Origin of the sequence: Catenuloplanes indicus, assembly GCF_030813715.1 — a bacterium.
Lineage (GTDB): Bacteria > Actinomycetota > Actinomycetes > Mycobacteriales > Micromonosporaceae > Catenuloplanes > Catenuloplanes indicus.
This window is the reverse complement of sequence record NZ_JAUSUZ010000001.1, coordinates 198,621-223,234: the sequence shown is the minus strand read 5'-3', so window position 1 is coordinate 223,234 and position 24,614 is coordinate 198,621. Positions and strand designations below refer to the sequence as shown.

General features: G+C 73.2%; 23 protein-coding genes. 10 read left to right on the top strand and 13 right to left on the bottom strand.

Annotation, left to right across the window (positions count from 1 at the left end):
• Nucleotides 1-440 precede the first annotated feature (440 nt).
• The gene (locus J2S42_RS01290; RefSeq protein ID WP_307234343.1) at nt 441-1,184 is read left to right on the top strand and encodes a hypothetical protein; all 744 of its coding nucleotides are present in this window, start codon (nt 441-443) and stop codon (nt 1,182-1,184) included.
• Between the two features lie 509 nt (nt 1,185-1,693).
• Here the strand turns inward: J2S42_RS01290 and J2S42_RS01285 are convergent.
• The gene (locus J2S42_RS01285; protein ID WP_307234341.1) at nt 1,694-2,554 is read right to left on the bottom strand and encodes a helix-turn-helix transcriptional regulator; all 861 of its coding nucleotides are present in this window, start codon (nt 2,552-2,554) and stop codon (nt 1,694-1,696) included.
• A 166-nt stretch (nt 2,555-2,720) separates the two neighbouring features.
• Here J2S42_RS01285 and J2S42_RS01280 point away from each other — a divergent pair, with 166 nt between their 5' ends.
• The gene (locus tag J2S42_RS01280; protein ID WP_307234339.1) at nt 2,721-3,599 is read left to right on the top strand and encodes an SDR family NAD(P)-dependent oxidoreductase; all 879 of its coding nucleotides are present in this window, start codon (nt 2,721-2,723) and stop codon (nt 3,597-3,599) included.
• 60 nt (nt 3,600-3,659) lie between these two features.
• Here the strand turns inward: J2S42_RS01280 and J2S42_RS01275 are convergent, their stop codons facing one another.
• The 5 genes from J2S42_RS01275 to J2S42_RS01255 all read right to left on the bottom strand — a co-directional run bounded on the left by J2S42_RS01275 (nt 3,660) and on the right by J2S42_RS01255 (nt 7,009).
• Complete coding sequence (locus J2S42_RS01275; RefSeq protein ID WP_307234337.1) at nt 3,660-4,280, bottom strand: TetR/AcrR family transcriptional regulator; 621 nt, start codon at nt 4,278-4,280, stop codon at nt 3,660-3,662.
• Between the two features lie 45 nt (nt 4,281-4,325).
• Nucleotides 4,326-5,135 carry an ABC-2 transporter permease family protein gene (locus J2S42_RS01270; protein ID WP_307234335.1) on the bottom strand — a complete coding sequence of 270 codons (810 nt, stop codon included), beginning with the start codon at nt 5,133-5,135 and terminating at the stop codon, nt 4,326-4,328.
• Nucleotides 5,135-6,088 carry an ABC transporter ATP-binding protein gene (locus J2S42_RS01265; protein WP_307234333.1) on the bottom strand — a complete coding sequence of 318 codons (954 nt, stop codon included), beginning with the start codon at nt 6,086-6,088 and terminating at the stop codon, nt 5,135-5,137. The genes J2S42_RS01270 and J2S42_RS01265 overlap by 1 nt, the downstream gene beginning before the upstream one ends.
• Nucleotides 6,089-6,287: 199 nt before the next feature.
• Entirely contained in the window at nt 6,288-6,464 is a 177-nt protein-coding gene (locus tag J2S42_RS01260; RefSeq protein WP_307234331.1) for a hypothetical protein, read from the bottom strand.
• 68 nt (nt 6,465-6,532) lie between these two features.
• On the bottom strand, nt 6,533-7,009 hold the full coding sequence (locus tag J2S42_RS01255; protein ID WP_307234329.1) for a nuclear transport factor 2 family protein: 477 nt from the start codon (nt 7,007-7,009) through the stop codon (nt 6,533-6,535).
• A gap of 320 nt (nt 7,010-7,329) precedes the next feature.
• Here J2S42_RS01255 and J2S42_RS01250 point away from each other — a divergent pair, with 320 nt between their 5' ends.
• From J2S42_RS01250 to J2S42_RS01230, 5 genes are all read left to right on the top strand, one after another.
• Entirely contained in the window at nt 7,330-8,724 is a 1,395-nt protein-coding gene (locus J2S42_RS01250; RefSeq protein WP_307234326.1) for a cytochrome P450, read from the top strand.
• Between the two features lie 264 nt (nt 8,725-8,988).
• Nucleotides 8,989-10,275 carry a glycosyltransferase gene (locus tag J2S42_RS01245; protein WP_307234325.1) on the top strand — a complete coding sequence of 429 codons (1,287 nt, stop codon included), beginning with the start codon at nt 8,989-8,991 and terminating at the stop codon, nt 10,273-10,275.
• Between the two features lie 103 nt (nt 10,276-10,378).
• Nucleotides 10,379-11,686: a Na+/H+ antiporter NhaA gene (nhaA, locus tag J2S42_RS01240; RefSeq protein ID WP_307234324.1), complete on the top strand. Its 1,308-nt coding sequence runs from the start codon at nt 10,379-10,381 to the stop codon at nt 11,684-11,686.
• Between the two features lie 101 nt (nt 11,687-11,787).
• Nucleotides 11,788-12,681 carry an ABC transporter ATP-binding protein gene (locus tag J2S42_RS01235; RefSeq protein WP_307234322.1) on the top strand — a complete coding sequence of 298 codons (894 nt, stop codon included), beginning with the start codon at nt 11,788-11,790 and terminating at the stop codon, nt 12,679-12,681.
• Nucleotides 12,678-14,291 carry an efflux permease Rv1217c-related protein gene (locus tag J2S42_RS01230; RefSeq protein WP_307234320.1) on the top strand — a complete coding sequence of 538 codons (1,614 nt, stop codon included), beginning with the start codon at nt 12,678-12,680 and terminating at the stop codon, nt 14,289-14,291. Before J2S42_RS01235 ends, J2S42_RS01230 begins: the two co-directional genes overlap by 4 nt.
• 295 nt (nt 14,292-14,586) lie before the next feature.
• Here J2S42_RS01230 and J2S42_RS01225 read toward each other — a convergent pair whose 3' ends face one another.
• From J2S42_RS01225 to J2S42_RS01205, 5 genes are all read right to left on the bottom strand, one after another.
• Entirely contained in the window at nt 14,587-15,462 is an 876-nt protein-coding gene (locus tag J2S42_RS01225) for a universal stress protein (protein WP_307234318.1), read from the bottom strand.
• Entirely contained in the window at nt 15,395-15,859 is a 465-nt protein-coding gene (locus J2S42_RS01220) for a hypothetical protein (RefSeq protein WP_307234316.1), read from the bottom strand. The genes J2S42_RS01225 and J2S42_RS01220 overlap by 68 nt, the downstream gene beginning before the upstream one ends.
• 157 nt (nt 15,860-16,016) lie before the next feature.
• On the bottom strand, nt 16,017-16,880 hold the full coding sequence (locus J2S42_RS01215; protein WP_307234315.1) for a universal stress protein: 864 nt from the start codon (nt 16,878-16,880) through the stop codon (nt 16,017-16,019).
• Nucleotides 16,881-17,076: 196 nt separating this feature from the next.
• A complete protein-coding gene (gene ppdK, locus J2S42_RS01210; RefSeq protein WP_307234313.1) occupies nt 17,077-19,728 on the bottom strand; it encodes a pyruvate, phosphate dikinase in 2,652 nt (883 codons plus the stop codon).
• Nucleotides 19,729-19,746: 18 nt separating this feature from the next.
• Nucleotides 19,747-20,619, bottom strand: coding sequence for a universal stress protein (locus J2S42_RS01205; protein WP_307234311.1), 873 nt, complete (start codon nt 20,617-20,619; stop codon nt 19,747-19,749).
• A gap of 222 nt (nt 20,620-20,841) precedes the next feature.
• Here J2S42_RS01205 and J2S42_RS01200 point away from each other — a divergent pair, with 222 nt between their 5' ends.
• Nucleotides 20,842-21,531 carry a CBS domain-containing protein gene (locus J2S42_RS01200; RefSeq protein WP_307234309.1) on the top strand — a complete coding sequence of 230 codons (690 nt, stop codon included), beginning with the start codon at nt 20,842-20,844 and terminating at the stop codon, nt 21,529-21,531.
• Nucleotides 21,532-21,665: 134 nt separating this feature from the next.
• On the opposite strand, the gene J2S42_RS01195 is transcribed toward J2S42_RS01200, so the two are convergent.
• Nucleotides 21,666-22,646 (bottom strand): Acg family FMN-binding oxidoreductase, encoded by a 981-nt coding sequence (locus J2S42_RS01195; protein ID WP_307234307.1) that lies wholly within the window; start codon nt 22,644-22,646, stop codon nt 21,666-21,668.
• A gap of 2 nt (nt 22,647-22,648) precedes the next feature.
• Nucleotides 22,649-22,918 (bottom strand): DUF1876 domain-containing protein, encoded by a 270-nt coding sequence (locus tag J2S42_RS01190; RefSeq protein WP_307234305.1) that lies wholly within the window; start codon nt 22,916-22,918, stop codon nt 22,649-22,651.
• A gap of 202 nt (nt 22,919-23,120) precedes the next feature.
• Between J2S42_RS01190 and J2S42_RS01185 the strand changes: the two genes are divergently transcribed.
• Both J2S42_RS01185 and J2S42_RS01180 read left to right on the top strand, forming a co-directional pair.
• Nucleotides 23,121-23,987, top strand: a complete 867-nt coding sequence (locus J2S42_RS01185; RefSeq protein WP_307234303.1) for a universal stress protein — start codon at nt 23,121-23,123, stop codon at nt 23,985-23,987.
• Between the two features lie 43 nt (nt 23,988-24,030).
• Complete coding sequence (locus J2S42_RS01180; protein ID WP_307234301.1) at nt 24,031-24,519, top strand: universal stress protein; 489 nt, start codon at nt 24,031-24,033, stop codon at nt 24,517-24,519.
• Nucleotides 24,520-24,614: the final 95 nt, after the last annotated feature.

Below are 24,614 nucleotides of genomic sequence, written 5' to 3'. Positions count from 1 at the left end.
ACGAGAACATCCGCAGCCTCCCCTGGGCGTCGGTCTCCGCGTGGAACGGCAGGTTCCGCGCAGCCGGACGCGGTCACCACGGCCAGCCCGCCACGGGGGTGACGTCTCGGTGAATCTCTCCGGCGTGCATCCGGACGACAGCGCAACGGCCACAACACCACAAGCGGCAGGGGTACGGCGTAATCCGGCCATTGCTCCAGCCCCCTGATCAGCGTTTTTGCGTCCGCGGAGGCTACACCTTGGGTGACGGGGCACCGTACCGGCGGCAGGGTCCGGGGGCAAACGGCACGCTTACCGATCGTGACGATCCGGAAGCGTGTGCGCGCAGGCCCGGGCCGCCGCGCTACAGCCGGCGGAGCCACGCGTTCCGCGGTGCTGTCACCCTGCGGCGGCCCGGTCCGCGACGGCGGCGTTCGCAGCGCGACCCTCTGTTTACCAGCATGCGTACCATCGTCCGGGCCGTTCCAGGTACCGGCCCGGTGACTGCCGATCCGCATCCCTGGGCGGGCCGGCACGTGGTGAGCGCCACCTGCCGGCCCGCCCGATCCATACCTCGACAGGGGAAGAACATGGCCTTCAGCGAGACAGCCGGCGACCCGTCGGCTCCCCCGGCGGTGAAGCGGTGGAGTCGCCGTACGATTTTGGCCGCGGCCGTGCTCACGGGGGTGGCAGTGACGGCCGGCGCGGCCGCCGAGCCCGCACCCGCCACGCGGCCCGACAGCACCGTGATGCAGAACCGGCTCTCCGACCTGAACACCTGGATCCTCACCCAACCCGACGTGCACGCGAACGGTTACGTGGCCTCGGTGAACGACGCACAGACAGGTTCCACGATCCTGCTCTGGCACGGTGAGGCGAACCAGACGCAGAAGGCCATCACGGAGAAGGCAGCCCAGCTCGGCATCACCGTGACCGTCCGGCAACGCAAGTACAGCCTGGCCGACCTCACCCGCGGACAAAAAGCTCTCCACGGCCTCAGCGGCCGCGGGCCGTTCGCCAACTTCACGATCAACTCGACCGCGGGCGTCACGGCCGACTTCGACGGCATCATTGTTCACGGCGACTACATCGACCCGCCTGCCCGAGGCCGCACCGAGGCCGACGCGGTGCTCGCCGCGGCGGCGTCCCAGGAGATCGGCGTCACGGTATCCATCCAGCCCGGCGGGATCATCGTCCCGGCATAGCCATCCCGGACACCACGCTGCTGCACCGGCTCGCCTGCTGCGCGCCCGCGGTGTCAATCAGCCGGATCGGTCATGGCTCCACCTACGGCATGGGAACCTTGACCGCGGGTTGACCGTCGCGTTGCCGCCGACCGGTAACCCCCCGGCCGGCGACAACGTCAGTGTCGACCATGGGGTTGCGTGGGTGGAAGGGCGACGATGTGGGACTGGCCGGCCTGCGAGTGCTGTCGACACCGGCCATCGACCGCCCGCCCGGAGAAGTCAGTCGCGTGCGCGCAGCCGGTGGCGGCCCTCCACGAGGCCGAAACCGAGCGCCCTGGCCGACATCATCGAGCAGCCGTGAGCACGCCGCCCGCCCGGGAGCGGAGGATCCGGAGGATGCAGCGTCGCCGGCGGAGGACGAAGAGAAGATCAGCGCCTCCTCTTCCCGGGGCGGGGACCCAGTCGAGGCCTGGCTCGACCGCTGCCCCGCCTGCACGCCGCGGCTGCGGTGTTGTCGGACATGCGGCTCACGCGTCAGAGCCGGCGAATCTGTCGGTGCCCAGCACGGCCAGCAGCGTCAGCTTGTCATAACTCTCCGTGCCGGGCGTGGCGGTGAAGATCAGCAACGACTGGCCCTCATCCGGGTCCAACAGCGTCTGACAGTACAGATCGATGCGCCCGACCTCGGGATGGACGAAGCGTTTCGCGCTGCTCCACCGCAGGCCCACCTCCTGGCGCTGCCACAACTCGGCGAACTCCGGGTACCGCTGCAGCCCGGCCGCGAGCACGGCGGCCGACGATCCGGCCCCTTGGGCGGTGGCGGCGGCACGCAGAATCGACACGTACACGCGGCTGTGTAGTTGGTGGTCCTCGGGCAGGTATCGGGCGCGCGCGGCCGGGTCGGTGAACCACCGATAGAAGGCGCTGCGCGCCGGGCCCGTGTGGCGGGTCTCGTCGCCGAGCAGGGCCACGGCGGGCGGCGTCTGCTGCAGCGTGTCGCCGAGCGGGCCCACGATCTCCGCCGGCGTGTCCTGGAGCCGGTCCATCACACGCAACAGCCCGGGGCTGATGTGCGCGTCCCGGGGATCACGCGCTTCGGGACGGAGGCCGCAGAGCAGGAAGAGGTGGTTACGCTCCTCCGGGGTCAGGCGCAGCCCCCGGGCGAGCGCGGCGGCCATGTGCTGGGACGGCTTCGACTTGGTGCCACGCTCCAGACGGGTCAGGTAGTCGACCGACATATCGCACAGCTCGGCGACCTCCTCCCGACGCAGTCCACTGGTACGCCGCCGGGGCCCGCGCCGAAGCCCGACGTCCTCCGGCTGCAGCGCCAGCCGGCGACCGCGCAGAAAGGCCGCCAGGCCGTCACCATCAAGCGTGTCGTCTTCCATCGGGCCCCGGTCTCAGTCGTCGTGTACCTGCTCCCATGATCGGCCCGACCGCCGCGGTTAACCAGGTACTGGCGGTCAAAGGCTGAGCGGGCACTTAATCCGGCGCCCGGGGTCTCTTCTACTGGTCGGCGTCGCATGACGAACGCCCGATGACGGAGGACACCTCATGACCAGATGGACCGCGGACCAGATGCCGGACCTGACCGGCCGGACGGTGGTGATCACCGGAGGCGGCCGGGGCATCGGCCTCGTCGTGACCCGCGAACTCGCCCGGGCCGGCGCCCACGTGGTGGTCGCCGTCCGCAGCGTGGAGAAGGCACGCCGGGCGCTGACCGGCACCGGCGGCGACCTCGAGTTCCAGCAGCTCGACGTCTCCGACCTCGACTCGGTGCGCACGTTCGCGCACTCGTACACCGGCCGCGTCGATGTCCTGATCAACAATGCTGGGGTGGCCCGCATCCCGGCGGCGCGGACCGCGCAGGGCCTCGACGTGGAGACGGCGACCAACTACTTCGGCCCGTTCGTGCTCACCAACCTGCTGCTGCCCCGGGTGACCGACCGCGTCGTCAGCGTCTCGAGCCAGCTGCACCGCTTCGGCAGACTTCGCCTCGACGACCTCGACTGGCGCAACCCCGGGTTCCGCACGATGCTCGACAAGTACAACGCGTCCAAGCTCGCCATGATCCTCTTTTCACTGGAGCTGGAGCGCCGCCTGACCGCCGAGGGCAGCCCCGTCCGCTCGATCGTCGCGCACCCCGGCGTCGTGCGCAGTGAACTCAACGCGCATTCGTGGCTGAACGTCGTCAACCGCTTCCCGGCCCTCGTCCAGGACGTCGAGCCCGCCGCGCTGCCGATCCTCTACGCGGCCACCCAGGACGTGCCCGGAAACGCATATGTCGGCCCGGGCGGCCTGTTCCACTTCACCGGTCACCCCGTGGTCCACAAGCCCAGCCGCGCCGCCCGGAACCCTGCCACAGCCACGAGGCTGTGGCAGGCCACCACCGCGCTCACCGACATTGGCGCTCACGACCGGGGGAACGCATGACCGACCCGGCGAACAAGACCGTTCCGATCACCGGGGCCGGCCTCGGCATCGCGCTCCTAATTAGACCTTCCTGGGAGGCTCGCTCGTGGCGGGGCGGGCGGCGACTCCTTCGACAATCATGGCGACGGCATCGCTGACGTCCGGCCAGCTGTCGCCGAGGGCATCGACGGCTGGTGGCGCCGGCACGGCGAGGCCGAAGAGCGTCGCCAGTAGCACCACGGCGATCCTGCCCGGATCGACGTCGGCCCGGATCCGGCCCAGCCGCTGCTCGGCGTGCAGGTACTGCGTGAGAAATTCGGGCGGACCGGGCTCGGCTGCGTGTGCCGCGGCGGCCGCGCGGCCGAGTTCCGGATCGGTGAGGATCGCCAGCTCGAACGGGACGATATCGGCACGCAGCGTAGCGAGCCGGGTCAGGCAATCCGTCAGGTTGCCGGCGAGAGTACCTGTTCCGGCCTTCATGGGCAGCCCCCGGACCCAGGCGAGGACAGGGGCGCTCCGCTTGCTGATCGCGGCCGCGAGCAGGCCGGCCTTGTCGGGGTAGTGGCGATACAGCGTACCTTCGGCGACCCCGGCGGCCTGAGCGATGGCACGCGTGGTCGTCTGGGTGTACCCGACCTCCCGAACCAGCCGGATGGTCGCGTCGAGCAGTTTGTCGCGCGTTGCATCACCACGTGCGGCCAACCTCGTGCACTCTCCTTCTCTCGCGGCGTTCTCGGATGCCGGCCGTCAATCGGTGATGTCGCGCCGGTGGAAGACGATCTGGGCGATGCCGATGCTCACGAGAGTGTAGGCAGCGCCCAGGGCCAGGGCGGTCCCATAGCTCAGGGTGGCGTCGCCGCCCTGAGCCAGTGCGGACAGGGTGCTTCCCGGTAGCCGGTCGCCGAGGCTGTCCGCTGCAGCCCGGATCACGGACTCCACGACGAGAACGTAACCCACCCCGGCAGAGATGGCGATGGCGCTCGATCGGGCCACGACTGCCACGGCAAGTCCGAAGATCCCCCACACCACGAGTGCGCAGAACAGATTGAGCCAGCCCTCGGCCAGGGTCGCCGGCACGTTCTCTCGCCAGGCGGACACGTCGATGCGGGAACCGCCGGCCACCGCCGGGGCGACGACCAGGTCAGCGATGACGGCGACGGTCGTCACCGCCGCCGTCCACAGCACCAGAGCGATGATCTTGCTGGTCAGCAGGATCCACCGGCGCGGCTGCGCGGAAACGAGCAGCCGGATCAGCCCGGTCTGGTAGTCGGTAGCCGTGATCAGCGCCCAGAACGAAAGAGTGATCACCCCGAACATGCTGGCGGCGGCCCCGAGCCCGGCCACCAGGCCCTCGGGACGGGCCAGTTCCTCGGCGGTGGGAAAGGTGACGCCGGGGCCCGCGGCAGGCACGGCTTCAGCGGTGTCGACCACCTGGAACATCACGACGTTGATCAGTACGGCGGCCAGTACGGTGAGGCCCAGCCAGCCGATGACGAGACCCTTGCGACGGGTCCGGACCAGTTCGCTGCGTACGGCATTGACGATGTCGATCACCATCACCGGCCTCCTCGCTGGGCCTCGGTGGCGCGGGCGGCCATGAGCTGCTGGTCCGTGTCGCCGGTCATCGCGAGGAACACGTCCTCGAGGGAATCCTGGACGACGTTCAGACTGCGAAGAGTGATGCCGGCGGCATGGGCCGCGCGGTTGATCGGGGCGGCGTCGTGTGCGCCTGCCGACACCCGTACACCGCCGGCCGTGCTGGTGAACACCTCCCAGCCCTGCGTGCGCAGGGCGGTGGCCAGTCGCTCGGTGTCGGCATCGTGTTCCGCGCGCAGGTCGACGTGTTGGCTGCCGGAAGTCAGCAAGCCGGCGATCGGGCCGCTGTACAGCAACTCCCCGAACCTGATGACCACGAGATGCTCGCAAATCGCTTCGATCTCGCTGAGCAGATGCGAGGAGACCACCACCGTACGCCCGGCCGTGCCGAGCTGAGCCAGCAGCGAGCGAATCTCGACGATGCCGGAGGGGTCGAGTCCGTTGGTCGGCTCGTCCAGGATCAGCAGCGCCGGATCCGGCAGCAGCGCCGCCGCGATGCCGAGCCGCTGTTTCATGCCGAGCGAGTAGCGCTTGACCGGCTCGCGATCACGGCCGGCCAGACCCACCGTGTGCAGCACGGCGTCGACGCGCGCACTCGGTAACCCACGCAGGCGGGCCAGTGATTCCAGGTTGGCTCGCGCGGACAGGCCAGGAACGAAGGCGGGGTTCTCGACCAGTGCTCCGACACGACCGAGATACCGCTGGGGTGAACCGATCGATTCGCCCCGCACCATGGCATCTCCCCCACTGGGCCTGATCAGGCCCAGCAGCATTCGGATCAGCGTCGACTTGCCGGAGCCGTTCGGGCCCACCAAGCCGATCACCTTTCCGGCCGGCAGGTCGAACGTGAGCGGTTTGACCGCTGTCAGCTTGCCGAAACGGCGGGTCAAGCCCGCCGCGGTCACGATCGTCATGCCGCCTCCAATCGGGTGAGCGCTCACTCACATTAGCCGAATGGCTCGCGACCTGCGCGGATTTCGCCATAGCGCTGCCCTCTCCGGGTGAGCCGACCATCGAATGCCGTTTCGGCCACGGCCGTTCACGCCGGCCGCCGGTGGTGCGGCCCCCGTCCGGCACACCGCGTACCGCTTCCTAGGAAGATAGGCTGAACGATCACCCGACGCGGCCGTACGACTGCCGCTTGGTCGTCTCGATCCGGTTGACGTTGCCCTCGACCGGCGCGGAGGCGACGGGCAGGCTCAGCCTGGTGGTGACCGCGGCGAGACCAGGCCCGGCGAACCGGCTGATGCGCCGCCCGGCCTGGTCTCGGGCTGCCGCCGCGCGCCGCACGCGACGCGTGTGGATCCGTCGCGGACTCGGGCGGCGCGGGACGGAAGGAGAACTGAGCGGCCGGGTAATCAGGCCGCGGAGGCGCCTCGGGCGCCGGCCCGCTCGTACAGGCCGGCGTCGCCGTCGAGTGGCGCGGTGGGGATCACGGCCCATCGGGTGATGAGCCATCGCCCGGTGACGCGCCGGAGACCGAGCTCCCACCGGCCGCGCATCGTCACGTGCGAGAGCGTGCCGTCGTCCTCGGTGATGTAGTGGTAGGCGACCATGTCGGCGCGGCACTGTGCCTCGTCGCCGTCCACCGTGACGAGCATGTTGGAGAGGGCGTGCTGCGTGCCGTCGAAACCGCTGAGGACCGCGGCGGGTCCGGCGAGGAAATCCTCGGCCGCCAGTTCGGTGGGCGGTCCTCCCACGTGCCGGGAGGCGTCGAAGTGGACCCGGTCGGCGAGAAGAGAGCGGAACCGGGCCCAGTCCCGGTCGTCCGACGCTATCGCGGCGGTGGTGACGGCGTCGCTGATCAGCGACTTGTCCATGAGTAGCGAATCCATCGAAGCAGGCCCCTCCGGCAGTATCGGCGGGCCCCGCCCGTACCGGGCGGGGCATGATCCATCTTCGGGCGGGTCATCGTCGACGGCGGGGGCCAGGTTGTCCCCCCTCGGTCCGTCGCAGGCCCGGTGAAGGCCCAGACCGTGGCCCGTACGCTCAGTCCACCTCCGCGCACCGCCGGAGTGCAGGATCCGTGATTCTCGGGCATCTGATCCGCGTCGCCCGTTCCGGCTGAGGCGGCGCGGCGAGCCGTTGTCCACCCGTCGTTGATGCTGGGCGTGTGCAGTGGGGCGGTACCACAGGCACCGCTGGAGGAGTGTTCGTGAACCCCGTTCGTACCGTCGACGACCTGACCGGCCCCCGGCCGCTGCCGATGGTCGGGAATCTGGTGCAGATGCGCACCGACCGTGCCGGCCACCGCGTCTACGACCGGTGGGCGCACGAGTACGGCCCGACCTACCTGCTGCGATTCGGGAAGATGCCGATCGTGGTCAGCGGCGACGGACCGATCGTCGAGGCGGTGCTGCGCGACCGGCCGGACGGCTTCACCCGTACCCGGGTCGGGCCGGTCCTCGAAAGCCTCGGCGTCGACGGCGTGTTCGGCGCCGAAGGGGCGACCTGGCGGCGGTTGCGGAAGATGGCCGCGCGGAGTCTGAGCGGGGCCTACCTCCGGGATTACTTCACCGCCGTCGCCCGGTCCGCGGCGCGGCTGCACGCCCGATGGACCGCCGCCGCCCAGGCCGGTGCGCCGGTGGACGTGCTGGACGACGTGCGGCGGTTCACCCTCGACGTGTCCACCGCGCTGGCCATCGGCCACGATCTCAACTCCCTCGGCACCGCCGGTGACGGCCTGCACAGCCGGCTGGCGGAGTTGTTCCCCGAGGTGGGGCGGCGGCTGTACGCGCCGGTGCCGTTGCACCGGTTCGTCACGCTCCCCCGCGACCGGCGCCGCGAGGCCACGATCCGCGAGGTCGGCGCGCTGGTGCGGGAACGTCATGCGCAGGCCCGCGCGCGGATGGCGACCGGCGCGGCACCGGCCACCTTCCTGGAGGCCCTCGTCGCACCGCTCGACGATGAGCGGGAGTTCACCCACGAGGAGCTGGTCGGCAACGTGCTGACCATGATGCTGGCCGGCCAGGACACCACCTCGTCCCTGATCGCCTGGACGCTGCACCACCTGGCCGAGGACCCGGACACCCAGGAACGGGTACGCGCCGAGGCGGCCACCGTGCTCCGCGAGTTCGGCCCGCCCGCCGATCCGGCGGCGCTGCGCGGGCTGCGCCACACCGACGCGGCGATCCAGGAGTCGCTGCGACTGCGGCCGGTCGTACCCGTCATGGGGTTCCGGCCCACCCGCCACACCGTGCTGCACGGCACCGGCTACGACCTCAGCCTGCCCGCTGGGCAGTCGATCCTGCTGCTGCTCTCGCACGGCGCCCGCGCGGTCCCGGACCCGGACGAGTTCCGCCCGAAGCGCTGGTTCGGCACCATGACGGCCCAGCCGTTCTTCCCGTTCGGCGCCGGTCCACGTTTCTGCCCCGGCCACAACCTCGCGCTGCTGGAGGCCACCCTGGTCGTCGGGCTGGCCTGCCGCGACTTCCGGATGGCTCCGGACGGCGGGAAGGTCGGCGAGAAGCTCGCGTTCACCGCGTTCCCGACCGCGCTGCGCCTGCGTCCGCAGCTACGGCCGGAGGCCGCGGGCGCCACCCGCCGGTAGCGGCGCGACGGCGGCCCACCGGGAGTCACCGGTGGGCGCCGCCGTGTCTCTGCGCGCATGTCGGCCCCACCTCGCCGTGCGCGCCATGCTGCCGGCCTGTTGCCGGGCCGCGTCCTCGGATCGCGGCTGCCGTCGACGGCGTGCGGACTGTGCTGGGTCAGCGCCGCCATGCTGCGCGACAGGCGGTCGTGGGCGTACGCTGGCGGCCGGTGAGCCGGGAAGTCTGGTCGGCGCGACATTTTGCGTGCGGCGAAGGGCTCACCCATGAAGGTTCTGATGCTGACGCTGGGCACCCGCGGCGACGTGCAGCCGTTCGTCGCCCTTGCCCACCACCTGCGGCACCGCGGTCACGAAGCGCTCGTCGCGGCACCTGCGCGATTCGCCGCACTGGCCGCCGTCCACGCCGTGCCCTTCGCTGTGCTCGACGACGGGCCGTTGCGGGTGCTAGACGACGGTTCGGGCGTCGAGGACGTCGCCAAGGGCGGGATCCGGGGGAAGGCGGCGCTCATGCGGCGGATGCCGGCGATGTTCGGCCGGGTTCTCGACGACTGCTGGCAGGCCGCCTCGACCGGCGAAGGTGCCGGCGCGGACGTGATCGTGCACAACGGTCAGGTGATCGCCGGGCAGCACGTGGCCGAGAAGCTCGGCGTGCCCGCCGTGCTGGGGCTGCCGTTGCCGATGTACGTGCCGACCCGGGAGTTCCCGTGGCCGGGCCAGGACGTCTCCGACCGGCTGCCGGGCCGGCTGAACCGGGCCACCTACGCCGGGATGCAGGCGCCGGCGCTGATGTTCGGCCGCACCGTCGACCGGTGGCGTTCCGGCCTCGGGCTGCCGCGCCGGCGTGGCCGGCACGATCCGGCGCGGCGCCCGGACGGCGGGCCGGCGCCGGTGCTGCACGCGGTCAGCCCGGCGGTCCTGCCGCGCCCGGCGGACTGGCCCGCTACGGCGCAGGTCACCGGCTACTGGTTCACGCCACCGGCCACCACCACCGCCGGCGGGACGCTCGAACCGCAGGTGCGGGCGCTGCTGGACGGCCGGCCGGCGCCGGTGTTCGTCGGGTTCGGCAGCATGGCCGGCCCGGCCCCGGCCGCCGTCACCCGTACCGTGCTGGAGGCCCTCGACCTGACTGGTCTGCCGGGGGTCGTGGCCGGCGGCTGGGGTGGTCTGCAACGGTTCGTCTCCGACCGGCATGCGTTCGTCGCCGGTGATGTGCCGCACGAGGTGGTGTTCCCGCGGTGCGCGGTGATCGTCCACCACGGCGGCGCCGGGACCACCGCGGCCGCCGCGCGTGCCGGTGTGCCGCAGGTGATCTGCCCGTTCGTGGCCGACCAGCCGTTCTGGGGCCGGCGCATGCACCGGCTCGGCGTCGCCCCGCCACCGGTGCCGCAGACCCGCCTGGACGCGGCCGCGCTCGGCGCCGCGATCCGGCAGGCCGCCCGCGATCCGCGGATGGCGGAGGCGGCGCGGCGGCTCGGCGAGCGGATCCGCGCGGAGAACGGTGCCGCGGACGCCGCCGACGCCTTGGAGCGCGTCGCGGGCGTCCGCCGGTGACCTGTGGCCTCTGCACCGGCCGGCCGCGCACGGTAGGTTGGGTCCAGGTGTGCCGGGAAGGCTGGTCGGCGATGGATTCGCCGTGCCTTCCTGAAGGAGTCTCATGTCCGATCTGCGGCCACGTCCTGCCCGTCACCTGTTCGGCCGCCGCAGCTGGCCCGAGGCCCGGCGGATCGCCGAGATCCTGCGCGCGGAGACCGTCGGCGGCGCGCTGCTGCTCGGTGCTGCCGTGCTGGCGCTGATCTGGGCCAACTCACCGTGGAACGACGCCTACCGCACGCTGAGCGAGATAACGGTCGGCCCGCACGCGCTGCACCTGGATCTCACGCTGGCGCAGTGGGCGGCGGACGGGCTGCTGGCGATCTTCTTCTTCGTCGCCGGGCTGGAGCTCAAACGCGAGTTCGTCGCCGGTGACCTGCGCGACCCGCGCCGGGCGGTGATGCCGATCGCGGCCGCGATCGGCGGCATGGCGGTGCCCGCGATCATCTACACCGCGGTCAACGCGACCGCCGAGGGTGGCGCGCTGTCCGGCTGGGCGGTGCCGACCGCGACCGACATCGCGTTCGCGCTCGCCGTGCTCGCCGTGGTCGGTTCGCACCTGCCGGCCGCGCTGCGCACGTTCCTGCTCACCCTGGCGGTCGTCGACGACCTGCTCGCCATCCTGATCATCGCGGTGTTCTACACCAGCTCGCTGCAGCTGCTGCCGCTGGCGGCCGCGCTCGTCCCGCTGGGGTTGTTCGGGTTCCTGGTGCAGCGCCGGGTCCGCTCCTGGTGGCTGCTGCTGCCGCTGGCCGCCGCCGCGTGGGCGCTGGTGCACGCCTCCGGCGTCCACGCCACCGTCGCCGGCGTCCTGCTCGGCTTCCTCGTCCCGGTCATCCGCCGGGCCGGCGGCGACGGACCGGGCCTGGCCGAGCACTTCGAGCACCGCTGGCGGCCGCTCTCCGCCGGCGTGGCGGTGCCGGTCTTCGCGTTCTTCGCCGCCGGCGTCTCCGTCGCCGGCGCGGGCGGACTCGGCGCGACCATGGCCGACCCGGTCACGATCGGCATCATCGCCGGCCTGGTGGCCGGCAAGGCGATCGGCGTGCTCGGCGCGACCTGGCTGGTGCAGCGGTTCACCCGCTCCACGCTCGGCGACCAGCTCGGCTGGTGGGACGTGCTCGGCCTGTCGCTGCTGGCCGGGATCGGCTTCACCGTGTCGCTGCTGATCGGCGAACTCGCGTTCGGGGCCGGCAGCGAGAAGGACGAGCACGCCCGGATCGGCATCCTGGCCGGCTCGTTCCTGTCCGCGCTGCTCGCGACCGTGGTGCTGCGCCTGCGCAACCGGCACTACCGGCGGCTGCACGAGATCGAGGAACGCGACGCCGACGCGGACGGCGTGCCGGACGTGTACCAGGGCGAGTCTCGCACCTGACACTTCCCGGCGGGTGCGGGCGGGAGTACCGTGAGCGACAGGTGTGCCGGGAAGTCTGGTCGGCGGTCATGATCCGCTTGCGACCGGAAGGGCCTCCTCCGATGGACGAGTCCGTGCTGCGCACCATCCACCTCACCAAACGATACGGCCGGCTGACCGCCGTCGACGACCTGACCCTGGACGTCGCCGCCGGTGAGGTCTTCGGCTTCCTCGGCCCGAACGGCGCCGGGAAATCCACCACGATCCGCATGATCCTCGGCCTGGCCCGCCCGACCGCCGGGCGGGCACTGATCGCCGGCGTCGACGCGGCCGACGTCGCCCGCGCGCACCGGCACCTGGCGTACGTGCCGGCCGACGTGGCACTGTGGCCGCAGCTGACCGGCGCGGAGATCCTGCACCTGCTCGCCGCCACCGGCCCGGGCACCGACATCGCCTACCGCGACGCCCTGGTCGACCGGTTCGACCTGGACCCGTCCCGGCCGGCGCGCACCTACTCCACCGGCAACCGGCAGAAGATCGCGCTGATCGCCGCGTTCGCCACCCGCGCCCCGCTGCTCGTGCTGGACGAACCGACCAGCGGCCTTGACCCGCTGATGGAGCAGCAGTTCCGGGCCGCGGTCGTCGAGTCGCGTGAGCGCGGGCAGAGCGTCTTTCTCAGCTCGCACCAGCTCGCCGAGGTCGAGGCGGTCTGCGACCGAGTGGGGATCCTGCGCGCCGGCCGGCTCGCCGACGTCTCCACGATCAGCGACCTCCGAGGTCTGCACCGGTCCGAAGTGACAATCAACTACACCGGCAGCGCACCCGATCTGAGCATGATCCCCGGCGTCGACGGCGTGCAGACCACGGGCGAGGGCCGGCTGCGGTTCGCGCTCACCGGTCCACCCGCGCCCGCACTGAGGGTGCTCGCCGCCGCCGACGTGACCGCGCTCGCCGTCCGCGAACCCAGCCTCGAGGAGATGTTCCTCGACTACTACGGCACGGAGAACGGACGATGACCGCCCCGGCGCTCACTCTCCCGGCCCGGCCGGGCGCGGCGATCACCGGGCTCGCCGCACGCCAGATCCGCCGCGGCGGCGCCATCGTGCTCCTGCTCGCCGCCGGCATGCCGGCCCTGGTCACGGCCACCTACGACGGGCTGACCGCCGATCCGGCCGCGGCCGCCGGGCTGACGCGGATCGCGGCGAACCCGGCGATCCGTACCCTGTTCGGCACCCCGATCGCGCTAGACCACGCCGGCGGCTTCACCGTCTGGCGCATCGGCACCGTCCTGGCCGTCATCGTCACCGTCTGGGCCGCGCTCACCACCACCCGCGTCCTGCGCGGCGAGGAGGACGCCGGCCGCTGGAGCCTGCTGCTGGCCGGCCGGTCCACGCCACGCGCCGCACTGCTGCGGCACCTCGCCGTGATCGCGGTCGTACCGGTAGCGGCCGGCATCGCGGTCACGGCCGCGCTGTGGACCGCCGGACCGGATCCCGCCGGAGCGATCGTCCACGGCGCCGGGATCACCGCCGCCGGACTGTTCGCGATCGCGGTCGCCGCGCTGGCCGCGCAGGTCTTCCCGTCCCGGGCCCCGGCCAGCGGCACGACCGTCGCCGTGCTCGGCGCCGGCCTGCTGCTGCGCATGATCGGCGACGGGCTCGCCGCGCTCGGCTGGCTGCACTGGCTGTCGCCGTTCGGGCTGCTCGCCCTCAGCTCCCCGTACGGCCGCGACGACCCGCTGCCGCTGCTGCTCCTGACCGCCGCCACTGTGGGAATCGCCGCGACCGCGCTGGCCGCGGCCGGCCGGCGGGACATCGGCGGCGGCCTGACCGCCCCGGCGGGCGGACGCGCCCCGAGGCGGTGGCTGCTGGGCGGCCCGGTCGCGTTCGCGGTGCGCCGCGCGATCGGGCCGGTCCTGGCCTGGGCCGCCGGGATCGGCGCCTACTTCCTGCTCATCGGCCTGACCGCACGCTCGGTCACCGAGTTCCTGACCGGCAACACCGTCTTCGCCGACGCCGCGGCGCAGGCCGGCTTCGCCGGCATGCACACCGTGGAAGGGTTCACCGCCAGCATCTTCGCCCTGCTCGCGCTCCCGGCCGGCGCGTTCACCGCGGCCCGGATGGGCGCGTTCGCCGCCGCCGAGACCGGCCGGCACCTCACCTCACTCGCCGCCGCACCGCTCACCCGAACCCGCCTGCTCACGGCCGAGACCGCCGCGGCCGCGGGCGGCGCGCTGATCCTGCTCACCGTCGCGGCGCTGGCGACCTGGGCCGGTGTGGCCGTGGCCGGCGGCGGGCTGACGCTGCCCGCGGCGCTGGCCGGCACCGTCAACACGCTGCCGGTCGTCGCGCTCAGCCTCGGTGCCGCCGTGCTCTCCGCCGGCGCGGCACCCCGGGTGACCGTGCTCGCCGGGACGCTGCCGGCCACCGGCGGTTTCCTGCTCCTGATCCTCGCCGAAGCCACCGGCGCACCCGGGTGGACAAGGAATCTGTCGCCGTTCGCGCATCTGGCGCCGGTACCACTGACCGGCCCCGCATGGACTGCCACGCTCACGATGACGGCCATCGCGGCCGGTCTGGCCATCGGTGGGGCAGTCGCCTACACCCGACGCGACCTGCACTCCTGATCGAGCGCCGGGAGCGACGGTCGCCGGCGACGGCTGTGCCCCCGATTCGCGCGTCACCACCGAAACCGCCTGCGCCACACCCCGCGGCCGCACACCGTGCTCGCCGGCGGACAGCGGTGGTCTCCGCGCCGGCGCGTGTTCGGTGGATCGCGGCGAGCCGAGGGCGTGGTCCAGGTGTCGTCCGGGTGCGCGGCGCGGAAGCCCTCGTACCGGTGTTTTATGTGGGCTTTTGCGACGTGCGGCCAGACGGCGCCGGGGCCTCGCCGCAGCCCGGCCATCCACGTCGATACAGGACCTAGGAGCCCCGGGCGGTCTCGAACCCCTGTGCGTGGGCCACGACGACCGGGCAGTCGGCGTGGTGCAGCAGGCGCAGCGTCACCGAACCGAGCACCGCACCGGCCACACCGGGCCGGCCGCCGACGACCAGCAGCTGCGCGGTGGCGGACGCCTCGGTCAGCACGGGCCGGACGTCGCCGGCGACCACGCGCGCCTCGACCGGGACGCCGGGGAACTTCTCCCGCCACGGCGTGATCTCCCGCTCCAGCGCGGCGAGCGCGTCGCGCCGGATGCGCTCCGGATCGAAGATCAACGGGGGTACGGTCGTGCCGCGCATCGTGCCGGGCTCGAGGTACGCGTGAATGACGCACAGCGCCGCGTGCCGCTCGGCCGCCAGTCCGAACGCGGTCGCCAGTGTGTCCGCCACGGCCGGCCCGTGGTCCACGCCCACCGTGACCGGCCCGGCGCGCATGTCGGCGTTGCCACGGACGACCGTGACCGGGCACGGCGCGTGCATGGCCGCCTGCTGGCCGACGGAGCCGAGCAGCAGGCTGGCGAACCCGCCGCGGCCCCGGCTGCCGACCACCAGCATGACGGCCTGCCGCGCGGCCGTGATGAGCACCGACGCCGGACCGCCGACCGCCGCTTCGCAGCGTGTGACGACATCCGGCGCGACACCGCGGGCGGAGAGGCGCGCGTCGGCCAGGACCGTCGCCGCGGCCTCCTCGGCCAGCTGGCGTTGACTGATCCCGCCGGTGAAGCGGCCGCTGGTCCAGTTCCAGTCCACCGTGGTCAGGATCCGCAGGGGGTGTCCGGACAGCCGGGCCTCACGAGCGGCCCAGCGTACCGCGCGGTCGCCTCCGGCCGAGCCGTCGGTCCCGACGACGATCTCCATCGGTGCCATCGTTCGTCCTCCTACTCGATGCGTGGTTCAGCGTGATGACGACGAAGATGTCGGTGCCGGCGACCGGCGGTTGCGGGAAGCGCCGCTGGTAGACGAGCCGCGCCTGTTCCCAGCCGGGCTGCCCGTGGCAGACGGCCCGGCCGTGGCCGTACCGCCGCTCCCCGGCCAGCCAGACGTGCACCGGGGCCGGGCACCGGAACGCGGTCCACCACGGGTCACGGGCCGCCTCGCGCGCGTTCACCAGGACCTCCGTCCCGGTGCTGACGTAGCGCACCGGCATGCCGGTGCGGCCGGTGAACGTCAGCTCGCACACGCGGCCGTCGACCAGCCTGCGCAGCAGCGGCGTGTGCAACAGCAGCCGGGGTGGCGCCAGCGATGTGGTGTTCATCGCGGCCCGGCCGCCCGGCCCGGTGCGTGCCGGCCACCCTCGGCCCCGGCCACGCCGACGGTGATCAGGAAGGAGTGCGTCATGGCCCTCACCTCGTCCGTTCGTCACCGCCAGCGTGCGCCGGACACCTTTCATCGAACAGGGCCGATGGTCCCGGTTATCGGACCACGGCCACGGTGCAGGGTGCGTGGTGCAGCACCTGCTGGCTGACGGAGCCGAGCAGCGCCCCGCTCAGCCCGCCGCGCCCCCGGGAGCCGACCACGATCAGCTGCGCGGAGCGGCCCGCCTCCAGCAGTGCCCGCGCGGGACTGCCGGTCCGGATCGTGGCGGTCACCGCCACCTGCGGGTACCGCTGCCGGTGCCCGCGAAGCGCGTCGTCGAGCCGGTTCCGGTCCTCCTCCGTGGGCTCGCCGAGGTCCGAGGCGGGCAGCCAGGTAGCGTGCGCGGGGGTGCAGGCCCGCACGACGCGCAGCGGGACACGTCGCGCCTCGGCCGCGATGCACGCGAAGTCCAGCACGGCCGGTGCGCACGCGGACTCGTCCACGCCCGCGACGACCGGTGCGGTCGCCGCCGCGTGTTCGACGACGTCCCGCACGACGACCACCGGGCAGTGCGCGTGCGCGGACACCTGGATGGACACCGATCCCAGGACGAGGTGGGTGAACCTGCTGTGGCCGTGCGCACCGATCACCAGCAGTTCGGCCTGCCGGGACTCGTCCACCAGCGCGGCACCGGCGCCGAAGTGGCGCACCGCCGTGCTGACGCACACCGCGGGGTGGGTCTTGGCCGCCTCCCGCAGGGCTTCGTCGAGCATCACCGCGGCGGCGTGCTCCATCTCCGTCTCCGGCGGTACGGCCGTGCCGGGCACGAACGGGGCCGCGGGCATCAGACCGGCCCGTTCACGGGCGAAGCAGAGCCGGACGGCCGCACCGGACCGTTCGGCCTCGTCCAGCGCCCAGATCCGGGCCGCGTCGGCACCGGGTGAGCCGTCGTACCCGACGACGATGGTCCTGGTGGTCATGACAGCACCTCACTATCCACGGTCGGCGCACTCGGCAGGCCGGGTCCGGCCGCCGGTCGCCGCACAGTCAGGTTCGGCGTCCGGCGACGGTGCCGGCCGGGGCTGAAGTCCCGGCTGCACGGCGGTGACCTGCGAAGATCAATCGCGAGCCACGCCGGTGCGGGAGCGTGGCACCGGTCCCGCACCGGCGTGTGCCTCACCGGCTGTCCGATCCCGCGGCCACGCCGAGCACCACGGCCCGGCCGGCCTCGAGACGCGCGATCGGCACCCGGTACGGCGAGCAGGACACGTGGTCCAGGCCGGCGTCGTGGAAGAAGCGCACCGAGGCCGGGTCTCCCCCGTGTTCGCCGCACACGCCGACGACCAGGTCCGGCCGGCTACGGCGGCCCTCGTCGACCGCGATCCGGATCAGCCGGCCGATGCCGCGCTCGTCGATCGTCTCGAACGGTGACGTCGTGAAGACGCCCAGTTCGAGGTAGCGGCCGAAGAACGCGCCCTCCACGTCGTCGCGGGAGAAACCCCAGCCCATCTGGGTCAGGTCGTTGGTGCCGAACGAGAAGAACCGGGCCTGCTCCGCGATCTCACCGGCCAGCAGCGCCGCGCGCGGCACCTCGATCATCGTGCCGAGCAGGATCGCCGGTGCGCCCTCGACCCGGGCGATCACCGCCTCCGCCTCGCGGCGTACGGCGGCGAGTTCGCGCACGTCACCGACGAGCGGCACCATGATCTCCGGTCGTGGGTCGCCGCCGGCCCGGCGGCAGGCCGCGGCGGCGCGGGCGATCGCCTCGACCTGCATGGCGTACAGGCCGGGCACGACCAGGCCGAGCCGGACGCCGCGCAGCCCGAGCATCGGGTTCTGCTCGTGCAGCCGGCGCACCGCGGCCAGCAGCAGCGCGTCCCGGCCGGGGTCGGTCCCGAGCGCCTCGGCGCGCGCCACCCGGGCGCTGAGCTCGTCGAGCGCGGGCAGGAACTCGTGCAGCGGCGGGTCGAGCAGCCGGATGGTGACCGGGAGCCCGTCCATCGCGGCGAGGATCCCGGCGAAGTCGGCGCGCTGCAGCGGCAGCAGTGCCGCCAGCGCGGCCTCCCTCTCGGCGTCGTCGTCACCGGCCAGGATCAGCCGCTCGATCAGCGGGCGGCGCTCCCCGAGGAACATGTGCTCGGTGCGGCACAGCCCGACGCCGGTGGCGCGCAGCCGGCGGGCCAGCGCCGCGTCCTCGGGCGTGTCCGCGTTCGCATGCACGCCCAGCCGGGCGACCCGGTCGGCGTGGGCGAGCAACCGGTCGACCGCGGCGATGACCGGGTCGTCACTCTCCCCGGTGGCCTCGCCGAGGTGGCGCATCAGCGCGGACGGCCGGACCGGCACCCGCCCCGGGTAGATCTCCCCGGTCGTACCGTCGATGGATATCACGTCGCCGGTATGCAGGACCGTGCCGTGCGCGGTCAGCGTGCCGGCGTCCGGATCGATGTCCAGGTCCTCGGCGCCGCACACGCAGGGCCGGCCCATCCCGCGGGCGACCACGGCCGCGTGCGAGGTCTTGCCGCCCCGGCCGGTGAGGACGCCGACGGCGGCGATCATGCCGGGCAGGTCGTCCGGGTTCGTCTCCCGGCGTACCAGGATCACCGGTTCCGTCGCGGCGGCAGCCGCCGCGGAGTCGAAGACGATCGCGCCGACGGCCGCGCCCGGGGACGCGGCAACGCCGGTGGCCAGCGGTTCCGGCGTGGCGGCCGGGTCGAACGCGGGGAACATCAGGTGGGCCAGCTGCGCGCCGGAGACGCGGCGCAGCGCCTCGTCGAGGTCGATGAGCCCTTCGTCGCAGAGTTGCGCGGCGATCACGAACGCGGCCTCGGGTGTGCGCTTGCCGACCCGGGTCTGCAGCATCCACAACCGGCCGCGCTCGATCGTGAACTCGATGTCGCACAGGTCCCGGTAGTGTTCCTCGAGCGCGTCCATGTTGGCGGCAAGCTGCTCGTAACAGGCGGGCTGAAGATCTTTCAGAGCCTCCAGCGGTACGGTGTTGCGCACCCCGGCGACGACGTCCTCGCCCTGCGCGTTCGGCAGGTAGTCGCCGTACGCGCCGCGGCGGCCGGTCGCCGGGTCGCGGGTGAACGCCACGCCGGTGCCGGAGTCCGGACCGCGGTTGCCGAAGACCATCGCCATCACGTTCACCGCGGTCCCCAGATCGTCCGGGATGTGCTCCTGGCGGCGGTAGACCCGCGCCCGCTCGGAGTTCCACGACCGGAACACCGCGAGCACGGCCAGGTGCACCTGTTCGTGCGGTGCCTGCGGGAACTCCCGTCCGGTGTGCCGATGGAAGATCTCCTTGTAGGCGGCGACCACGCCGCGCAGCGCGTCCGCGTCCAGGTCCTCCGCGCCGGCGGCCGTGAAGACCTCGTCGAACGCGGCACCGGGGATGTCGAAGACGGTGTGCCCGAACATCTGGATCAGCCGCCGGTACGAGTCCCACGCGAACCGGGCGTCGCCGGAGATCGTGGCCAGCCCTTCGACGGTACGGTCGTTCAGCCCGATGTCGAGCACCGTGTCCATCATCCCGGGCATGGAGAAACGGCCGCCGGACCGGACGGACAGCAGCAACGGATGGCCCGGGTCACCCAGCCGCCGGTCCATCCGCGCCTCCACCCCGCGCAGGTGGTCCTCCACCTCGCGCATGAGTTCCACCGGCGCGGCACCGGTCTTCAGATAGACGCGGCAGGCATCGGTGGTGATGGTGAAGCCGGGCGGGACCGGCAGGCCGAGGCGGGTCATCTCCGCCAGGTTGGCGCCCTTGCCGCCGAGCAGGTCCGCGGCGTCGCGGTTGCCGTCGAGGAAATCGTGCACGTACGTCGACATGGCAGGCACCTCCGGGTCTCAGTGGTCGACGTCAGGTGTGGACGGTGCTGGTTCGCGCACCACCGCCACCGGGCAGGGCGCGTGGTGCAGCAGGTGCTGGCTGACCGAGCCGAGCAGCATGCCGGTGAAGCCGCCGTGCCCGCGGCTGCCCACCACGACGAGCTGGGCGTGGCGAGCGGCGCTGACGAGCACACCGGCCGGGTGACCGGCGACCACCTCGGCCGTGATCTGCGGTTCCGGGTACGCGGCGAGGTCCTTGCCGAGCGCGGCCAGCTCGGCCGCCAGCACCGCGTCCGGGTCGAAGCCGGGCGGTTGCCACAGCGGTGCCGGTGGCGCCCAGACCCGGATGGCGTGCAGCGGCACACCGCGCGACACCGCGGCCCGCACCGCGAACCGCAGCGCGGACCGGCTCGCCGGCGAGCCGTCCAGCCCGACGGCGACCTGGCCGCGCGGATCGGCCTCCCGGCGCACCACGACGACCGGGCAGTGCGCGTGCGCGGACACGGAGACGCCGGTCGAGCCGAGCAGCATGCCGGTGAAGCCACCGTGTCCGTGGCTGCCCAGTACCAGCAGCCGGGACGTGCGGGACAGGTCCTCCAGCACGCGCGCCGGCGCGCCCTTGAGCACCGCCCGGGTGATCGCCACGCCGGGGTGCGAGCGCGCCGCGGCCTCGGCCACGCCGTCCAGGACGGCCACCGCGACGTCCATGGCGGCCTGGTCGGGCCAGCCGATCGGGTACGGCATCAGCGCCGGCACGGCGGGGGCGTCCAGCACGAACGCCAGACGCAGCACCGCGCCGGTGCGGCCGGCCTCGTCCAGCGCCCAGCGCAGCGCCGTACGCGCGCCGGGTGAGTCGTCGAAGCCGAGCGTGAGGTAGTCGGTGCGGCTCATCATGGCCTCCCTGCGCACACCGAGTGGTGTCCGTCGATTCGACCGTCCGCCGCGGGGCACGCCCGGGGCAGGGCCGAAGGTCCCACCGCCGGGTACCGGCCGGCGCGGAGGACGACGCGCCGTCCACGCCCGTCCGGGACCAGCGACCCGGTCCGGACGGCCGACCGGCCCTGTCCCACCGCCACCGGCGGGCCTACGGTCGGCGTACCGGAGGTGGTCGACATGACACAGTGGCAGGTCGGCGACGTGATGACGAAGGACGTCGTGACGGTGACCGCCGACACCCCGTACCGTGTGATCGTTGATGTTCTGATGCGCCGGCGGGTGAGCGCCGTCCCCGTCGTCGACGAGGTCGGGCGCGTGCTCGGCGTGGTCTCCGAGACCGACCTGCTGCACCAGGTCGAGTTCTCCGACCAGGATCCGCAACCGCGCCTGTTCGAGAGCCCGCGGCACCGGCGCAGCCGCGCGAAGGCGGGCGCGAGCACCGCGAGTGACCTGATGACCGCGCCCGCCCACACCGCGCTGCCGGGCACGCCGATCGTCACGGCCGCGCGCCGAATGGCGGAGAACCGGGTCAAACGGCTCCCCGTGGTCGACGAGATGGGCCGCATTCTCGGCATCGTCACCCGATCCGACCTGCTCAAGGTGCACCTGCGCGCCGACGCGGAGATCCTCGCCGAGATCGAGCGGGACGTCCTCGGCCGGGTGCTGCTGCTGGAGCCCGGCACGGTGACCGCGACCGTGCACGACGGCGCGGTGACGCTGGCGGGCGCGATGGACCGCGTCTCCTCCGCCGAGATCGCGGTCCGCCTGACCCGCCAGGTCGCGGGCGTGGTGTCGGTGACCGACGAACTGCACCCCGGCTTCGACGACACGGCCGCCCGATCCGCGTTCCCGATCATCGCGGCGTGACGGCGCCCGGCTCGTCGCGATCCCGCATGCGGGTGCCCCGCCGTGCCGTTCCCGGCGGGGCACCCGCCTGCGGTCCGGGCTCCTCGCCCGCGCCGGCACCACGCGCGGCCGCCCCGGCGGTGCACCGGCGGCACCTACACCAGGACCTCGTCGACGCCGCGGCGTGGTGTGACCGGGCCCGGTGTGCCGTAGCCGAGACGCAGGATAGCCTGCGCGTGCCGCCCGGCGCCGTCGCCGCCGGTCAGGTGCCGCAGCGCGGGTACGTCCAGGGCCTGGTTCATCGGCGTGACCGCCAGCCCGTGCACCGTCGCGGTCAGCAGCACGCGCTGCAGCGCCTGGCCGGCCCGGACCCAGTCGTAGCGGCTGTCGCCGGCGGTGGACAGCACCATCAGCGCCGGGAACCGCTCGAACCGCGCACCGTCCGGCCGTCGCGGCTGCGGATGCCCGAGTCCGAAGTCGCGCAACGGCAGCCGAGCGGTCGCGTCCCGCGGCGCGAACGCGGCAACCGGCACACCGTCGGTGCGCGAGGCCGGCCCGCCGGTCCAGGCCGCGATCTCGTCGCGGTAGGCGGGGTCGCGGTGCAGCGTCTCCTCCGCCGCCCGGGTCAGCGCCAGCAGGCCGTCCCGGGCGACCGGCGCACAGCCGGTCAGCCGGGCGCCCTCCGCAGCGGCGGCCGCGATCAGATCCTGCTGGACCTGCCACGGGATCGCGGACGTGCACAGCGGCGCCCGGCTGGTGTGTCGCCGGCCGATCGCCGCGGCCAGCTCCCGGATCCCGGCGCCGGGTGGCGAGAACGGGCCGGGAAAGACGGTGACGAGCGTCTCCGGGTGCACGGAGTCCGGCAGCAGGCGCTGCACCGGCAGCCGGCCGCCGGCGCGCATCGCCACCCGCAGGTTGAGGGCGGCGGCGCCGACACTGACCGCCAGCTGACGTCCGTCCGGATCGATCACCCGTAGCCGGCGGCGCAGGTCCGCCATGACATCGATCTCCGGACCGCGCGCACGGAACAGCCACGGCTGGGTGTTGTGGACCGAGGGTGCCGCGACCGCGGCCGTCAGGCAGGCCGCGAGCGACTCCGGGGACAGGGCACGCAGCGTGGTGAGCACCGGGCTCATGGCTATCGCTCCAGGTCCACGCGAGTACCGAGGACGTCCTCGAGGTCACCGGCGGCCGTGACGAGCAGCCGGTTGCCGAGGTCGGTCAGGGCCCGGGCGACGGCGATCTCGTCGCCGACCTCGGGCACGCGCGGCTCGTCCGGATGGACGACGGCGGAACCGTGGCCGACGAGCTGGTTGCTGTTCTCGTCGTAGAGCTGGGCCTCCGCGTAGGTCTTCCGGTTCGTCTCGCCGATGAGGATCTCCACGGTCCAGCGCTTCGTCGCGGACATGGCGTCTCTCCCTCCGGGCCACACACCTGATGACCTCATTGGACGTGCGCCGGCGCGGTCCGCACAGGGCCGGACGGCCGCGCCCGGCGGGCCCACCGGGTTCGCCGCGGCCGAACGGCTTCGGGCCGAACGGCCCTGTGCCGGTGGCGCAGGCCGCGCTTCGCTGGAGGTGAGCCCGTCCCGGCGAGGCGAGGAGGCCGGCATGACCATCCAGGACACACGGGACCCCGGAACGATCAGCCGATTCCTGGCTACGGTGATCCGTCCCCCCGCGCCGCGCGCGGTGCCGGTCGTGCGGCACACCGTGGTCGTGGGTGTGGACGGCACGCCCGCGTCCGAGACGGCCGTCGACCACGCCACGATCGAGGCCGAGCTGCGCGGCTGGCCGCTGTCGATCGTGCACGCCCAGCCCCGCGACGTGTCGCCGGCGGACCGCGAACACGGCACCGCGCTGCTGCGCCGGCTCACCGAGCGCGCACGCACCCGAACCGGATCCGTCGCCTCCCGGCTCGTCACCGGCCCGCCGATGAGCTGCCTGCTCGACCGGGCGTCCCCGGAGGACCTGCTGGTCGTGGGCGCCGGGCACACGCCGGTCATCGGCCTGCTGACCGGTGCGACCAGCGACCAGGTGGCCGCCCGCCACCGCGGCCCGGTGCTGGTGGCCCGCACACCCGGCCCACCGCCGGGCACGTCCCGGGACACGCGACCGGTCGTGGCCGGATACGACGGCTCGCCCTGGGCGGACCGCGCGGTCCGGTTCGCCGTCGAGGAAGCCCGCTGGCGCGGCAGCGACCTGACCGTGCTGTGGTCGCTGCCGGCCTGGATGGGCCCGGCCGACGCCCGCACGCGGGCAGCACGCCTGAGCACGGCGACGAACCGGGCCGGCGTACGGACCCGGGTGTCCCGCGTCGCCGGGGACCCCCGTCCCCGCTTCATGCTGGAATCGGAACGCGCGGCCGCGATCGTCGTCGGCGCACGCGGCACCGGCGGGCTCACCGGCCTGCTACTCGGATCGGTCAGTCAGGCACTGATCCACCAGGCCCGCTGCCCGGTCTTCGTCGTGCACTGAACCGGACCGCCCTCGTCATGTACGCAGCAGCGGAGGAGGCGTCGTGCGGGTGATCGTGGGCGTGCATCGTTCGATCGCCGGCCTGCGTGCGCTGCGGACCGGTGTGCAGTGCGCACGTGAACTGGGCGTGCCGCTGCACGCGGTCCGTGCGTGGGAGGTCGAGGTGACGTACGGCGAGATCATGGCGCCGAAGATCGATCGCGCCCGGCAGCGTGCCGAGCGGGACATCGCGAACGCGTTCGCGGACATCGCCGGTGGTGAACCGGCCGGTGTGACCGTGCGGCATGTCGTCCCGTTCGGCCGGCCGGGACCGGCGCTGGTCGCCTACGCCGTCCGTGACGACGATCTGCTGCTGGTCGGCCGCGGGCGGCACCTGCCGTGGCGGCCGTCGGTCGCCGGCTACTGCGCGCGGCACACCCGCTGTCCACTGCTGGTGGTGCCGCCGGACGCGCTGGGACGCGAAGCCGGGCGGCGCGGCGCCGCCCGGGTGCTGCTGCGTGAACTGTCGGAACTGACCGGGACGTCCGCCTGACCCTGGTGGCCGACCGGCCCGCCGGTGGGCGTGCACCGGCGGGCCGGTACCCGGCGGTCAGCCGGTGTGGCTCTCCTTGCCGAGCAGCCGCGGTT

Bases quoted from the DNA above. Each gene is read 5' to 3' on its own strand.
- J2S42_RS01290 (WP_307234343.1), top strand. From the start codon at position 441: ATGCGTACCATCGTCCGGGCCGTTCCAGGTACCGGCCCGGTGACTGCC.
- J2S42_RS01285 (WP_307234341.1), bottom strand. From the start codon at position 2,554: ATGGAAGACGACACGCTTGATGGTGACGGCCTGGCGGCCTTTCTGCGC.
- J2S42_RS01280 (WP_307234339.1), top strand. From the start codon at position 2,721: ATGACCAGATGGACCGCGGACCAGATGCCGGACCTGACCGGCCGGACG.
- J2S42_RS01270 (WP_307234335.1), bottom strand. From the start codon at position 5,135: ATGGTGATCGACATCGTCAATGCCGTACGCAGCGAACTGGTCCGGACC.
- J2S42_RS01265 (WP_307234333.1), bottom strand. From the start codon at position 6,088: ATGACGATCGTGACCGCGGCGGGCTTGACCCGCCGTTTCGGCAAGCTG.
- J2S42_RS01255 (WP_307234329.1), bottom strand. From the start codon at position 7,009: ATGGATTCGCTACTCATGGACAAGTCGCTGATCAGCGACGCCGTCACC.
- J2S42_RS01245 (WP_307234325.1), top strand. From the start codon at position 8,989: ATGAAGGTTCTGATGCTGACGCTGGGCACCCGCGGCGACGTGCAGCCG.
- nhaA (WP_307234324.1), top strand. From the start codon at position 10,379: ATGTCCGATCTGCGGCCACGTCCTGCCCGTCACCTGTTCGGCCGCCGC.
- J2S42_RS01235 (WP_307234322.1), top strand. From the start codon at position 11,788: ATGGACGAGTCCGTGCTGCGCACCATCCACCTCACCAAACGATACGGC.
- J2S42_RS01230 (WP_307234320.1), top strand. From the start codon at position 12,678: ATGACCGCCCCGGCGCTCACTCTCCCGGCCCGGCCGGGCGCGGCGATC.
- J2S42_RS01225 (WP_307234318.1), bottom strand. From the start codon at position 15,462: ATGGAGATCGTCGTCGGGACCGACGGCTCGGCCGGAGGCGACCGCGCG.
- J2S42_RS01220 (WP_307234316.1), bottom strand. From the start codon at position 15,859: ATGAACACCACATCGCTGGCGCCACCCCGGCTGCTGTTGCACACGCCG.
- J2S42_RS01215 (WP_307234315.1), bottom strand. From the start codon at position 16,880: ATGACCACCAGGACCATCGTCGTCGGGTACGACGGCTCACCCGGTGCC.
- ppdK (WP_307234313.1), bottom strand. From the start codon at position 19,728: ATGTCGACGTACGTGCACGATTTCCTCGACGGCAACCGCGACGCCGCG.
- J2S42_RS01205 (WP_307234311.1), bottom strand. From the start codon at position 20,619: ATGAGCCGCACCGACTACCTCACGCTCGGCTTCGACGACTCACCCGGC.
- J2S42_RS01200 (WP_307234309.1), top strand. From the start codon at position 20,842: ATGACACAGTGGCAGGTCGGCGACGTGATGACGAAGGACGTCGTGACG.
- J2S42_RS01195 (WP_307234307.1), bottom strand. From the start codon at position 22,646: ATGAGCCCGGTGCTCACCACGCTGCGTGCCCTGTCCCCGGAGTCGCTC.
- J2S42_RS01190 (WP_307234305.1), bottom strand. From the start codon at position 22,918: ATGTCCGCGACGAAGCGCTGGACCGTGGAGATCCTCATCGGCGAGACG.
- J2S42_RS01185 (WP_307234303.1), top strand. From the start codon at position 23,121: ATGACCATCCAGGACACACGGGACCCCGGAACGATCAGCCGATTCCTG.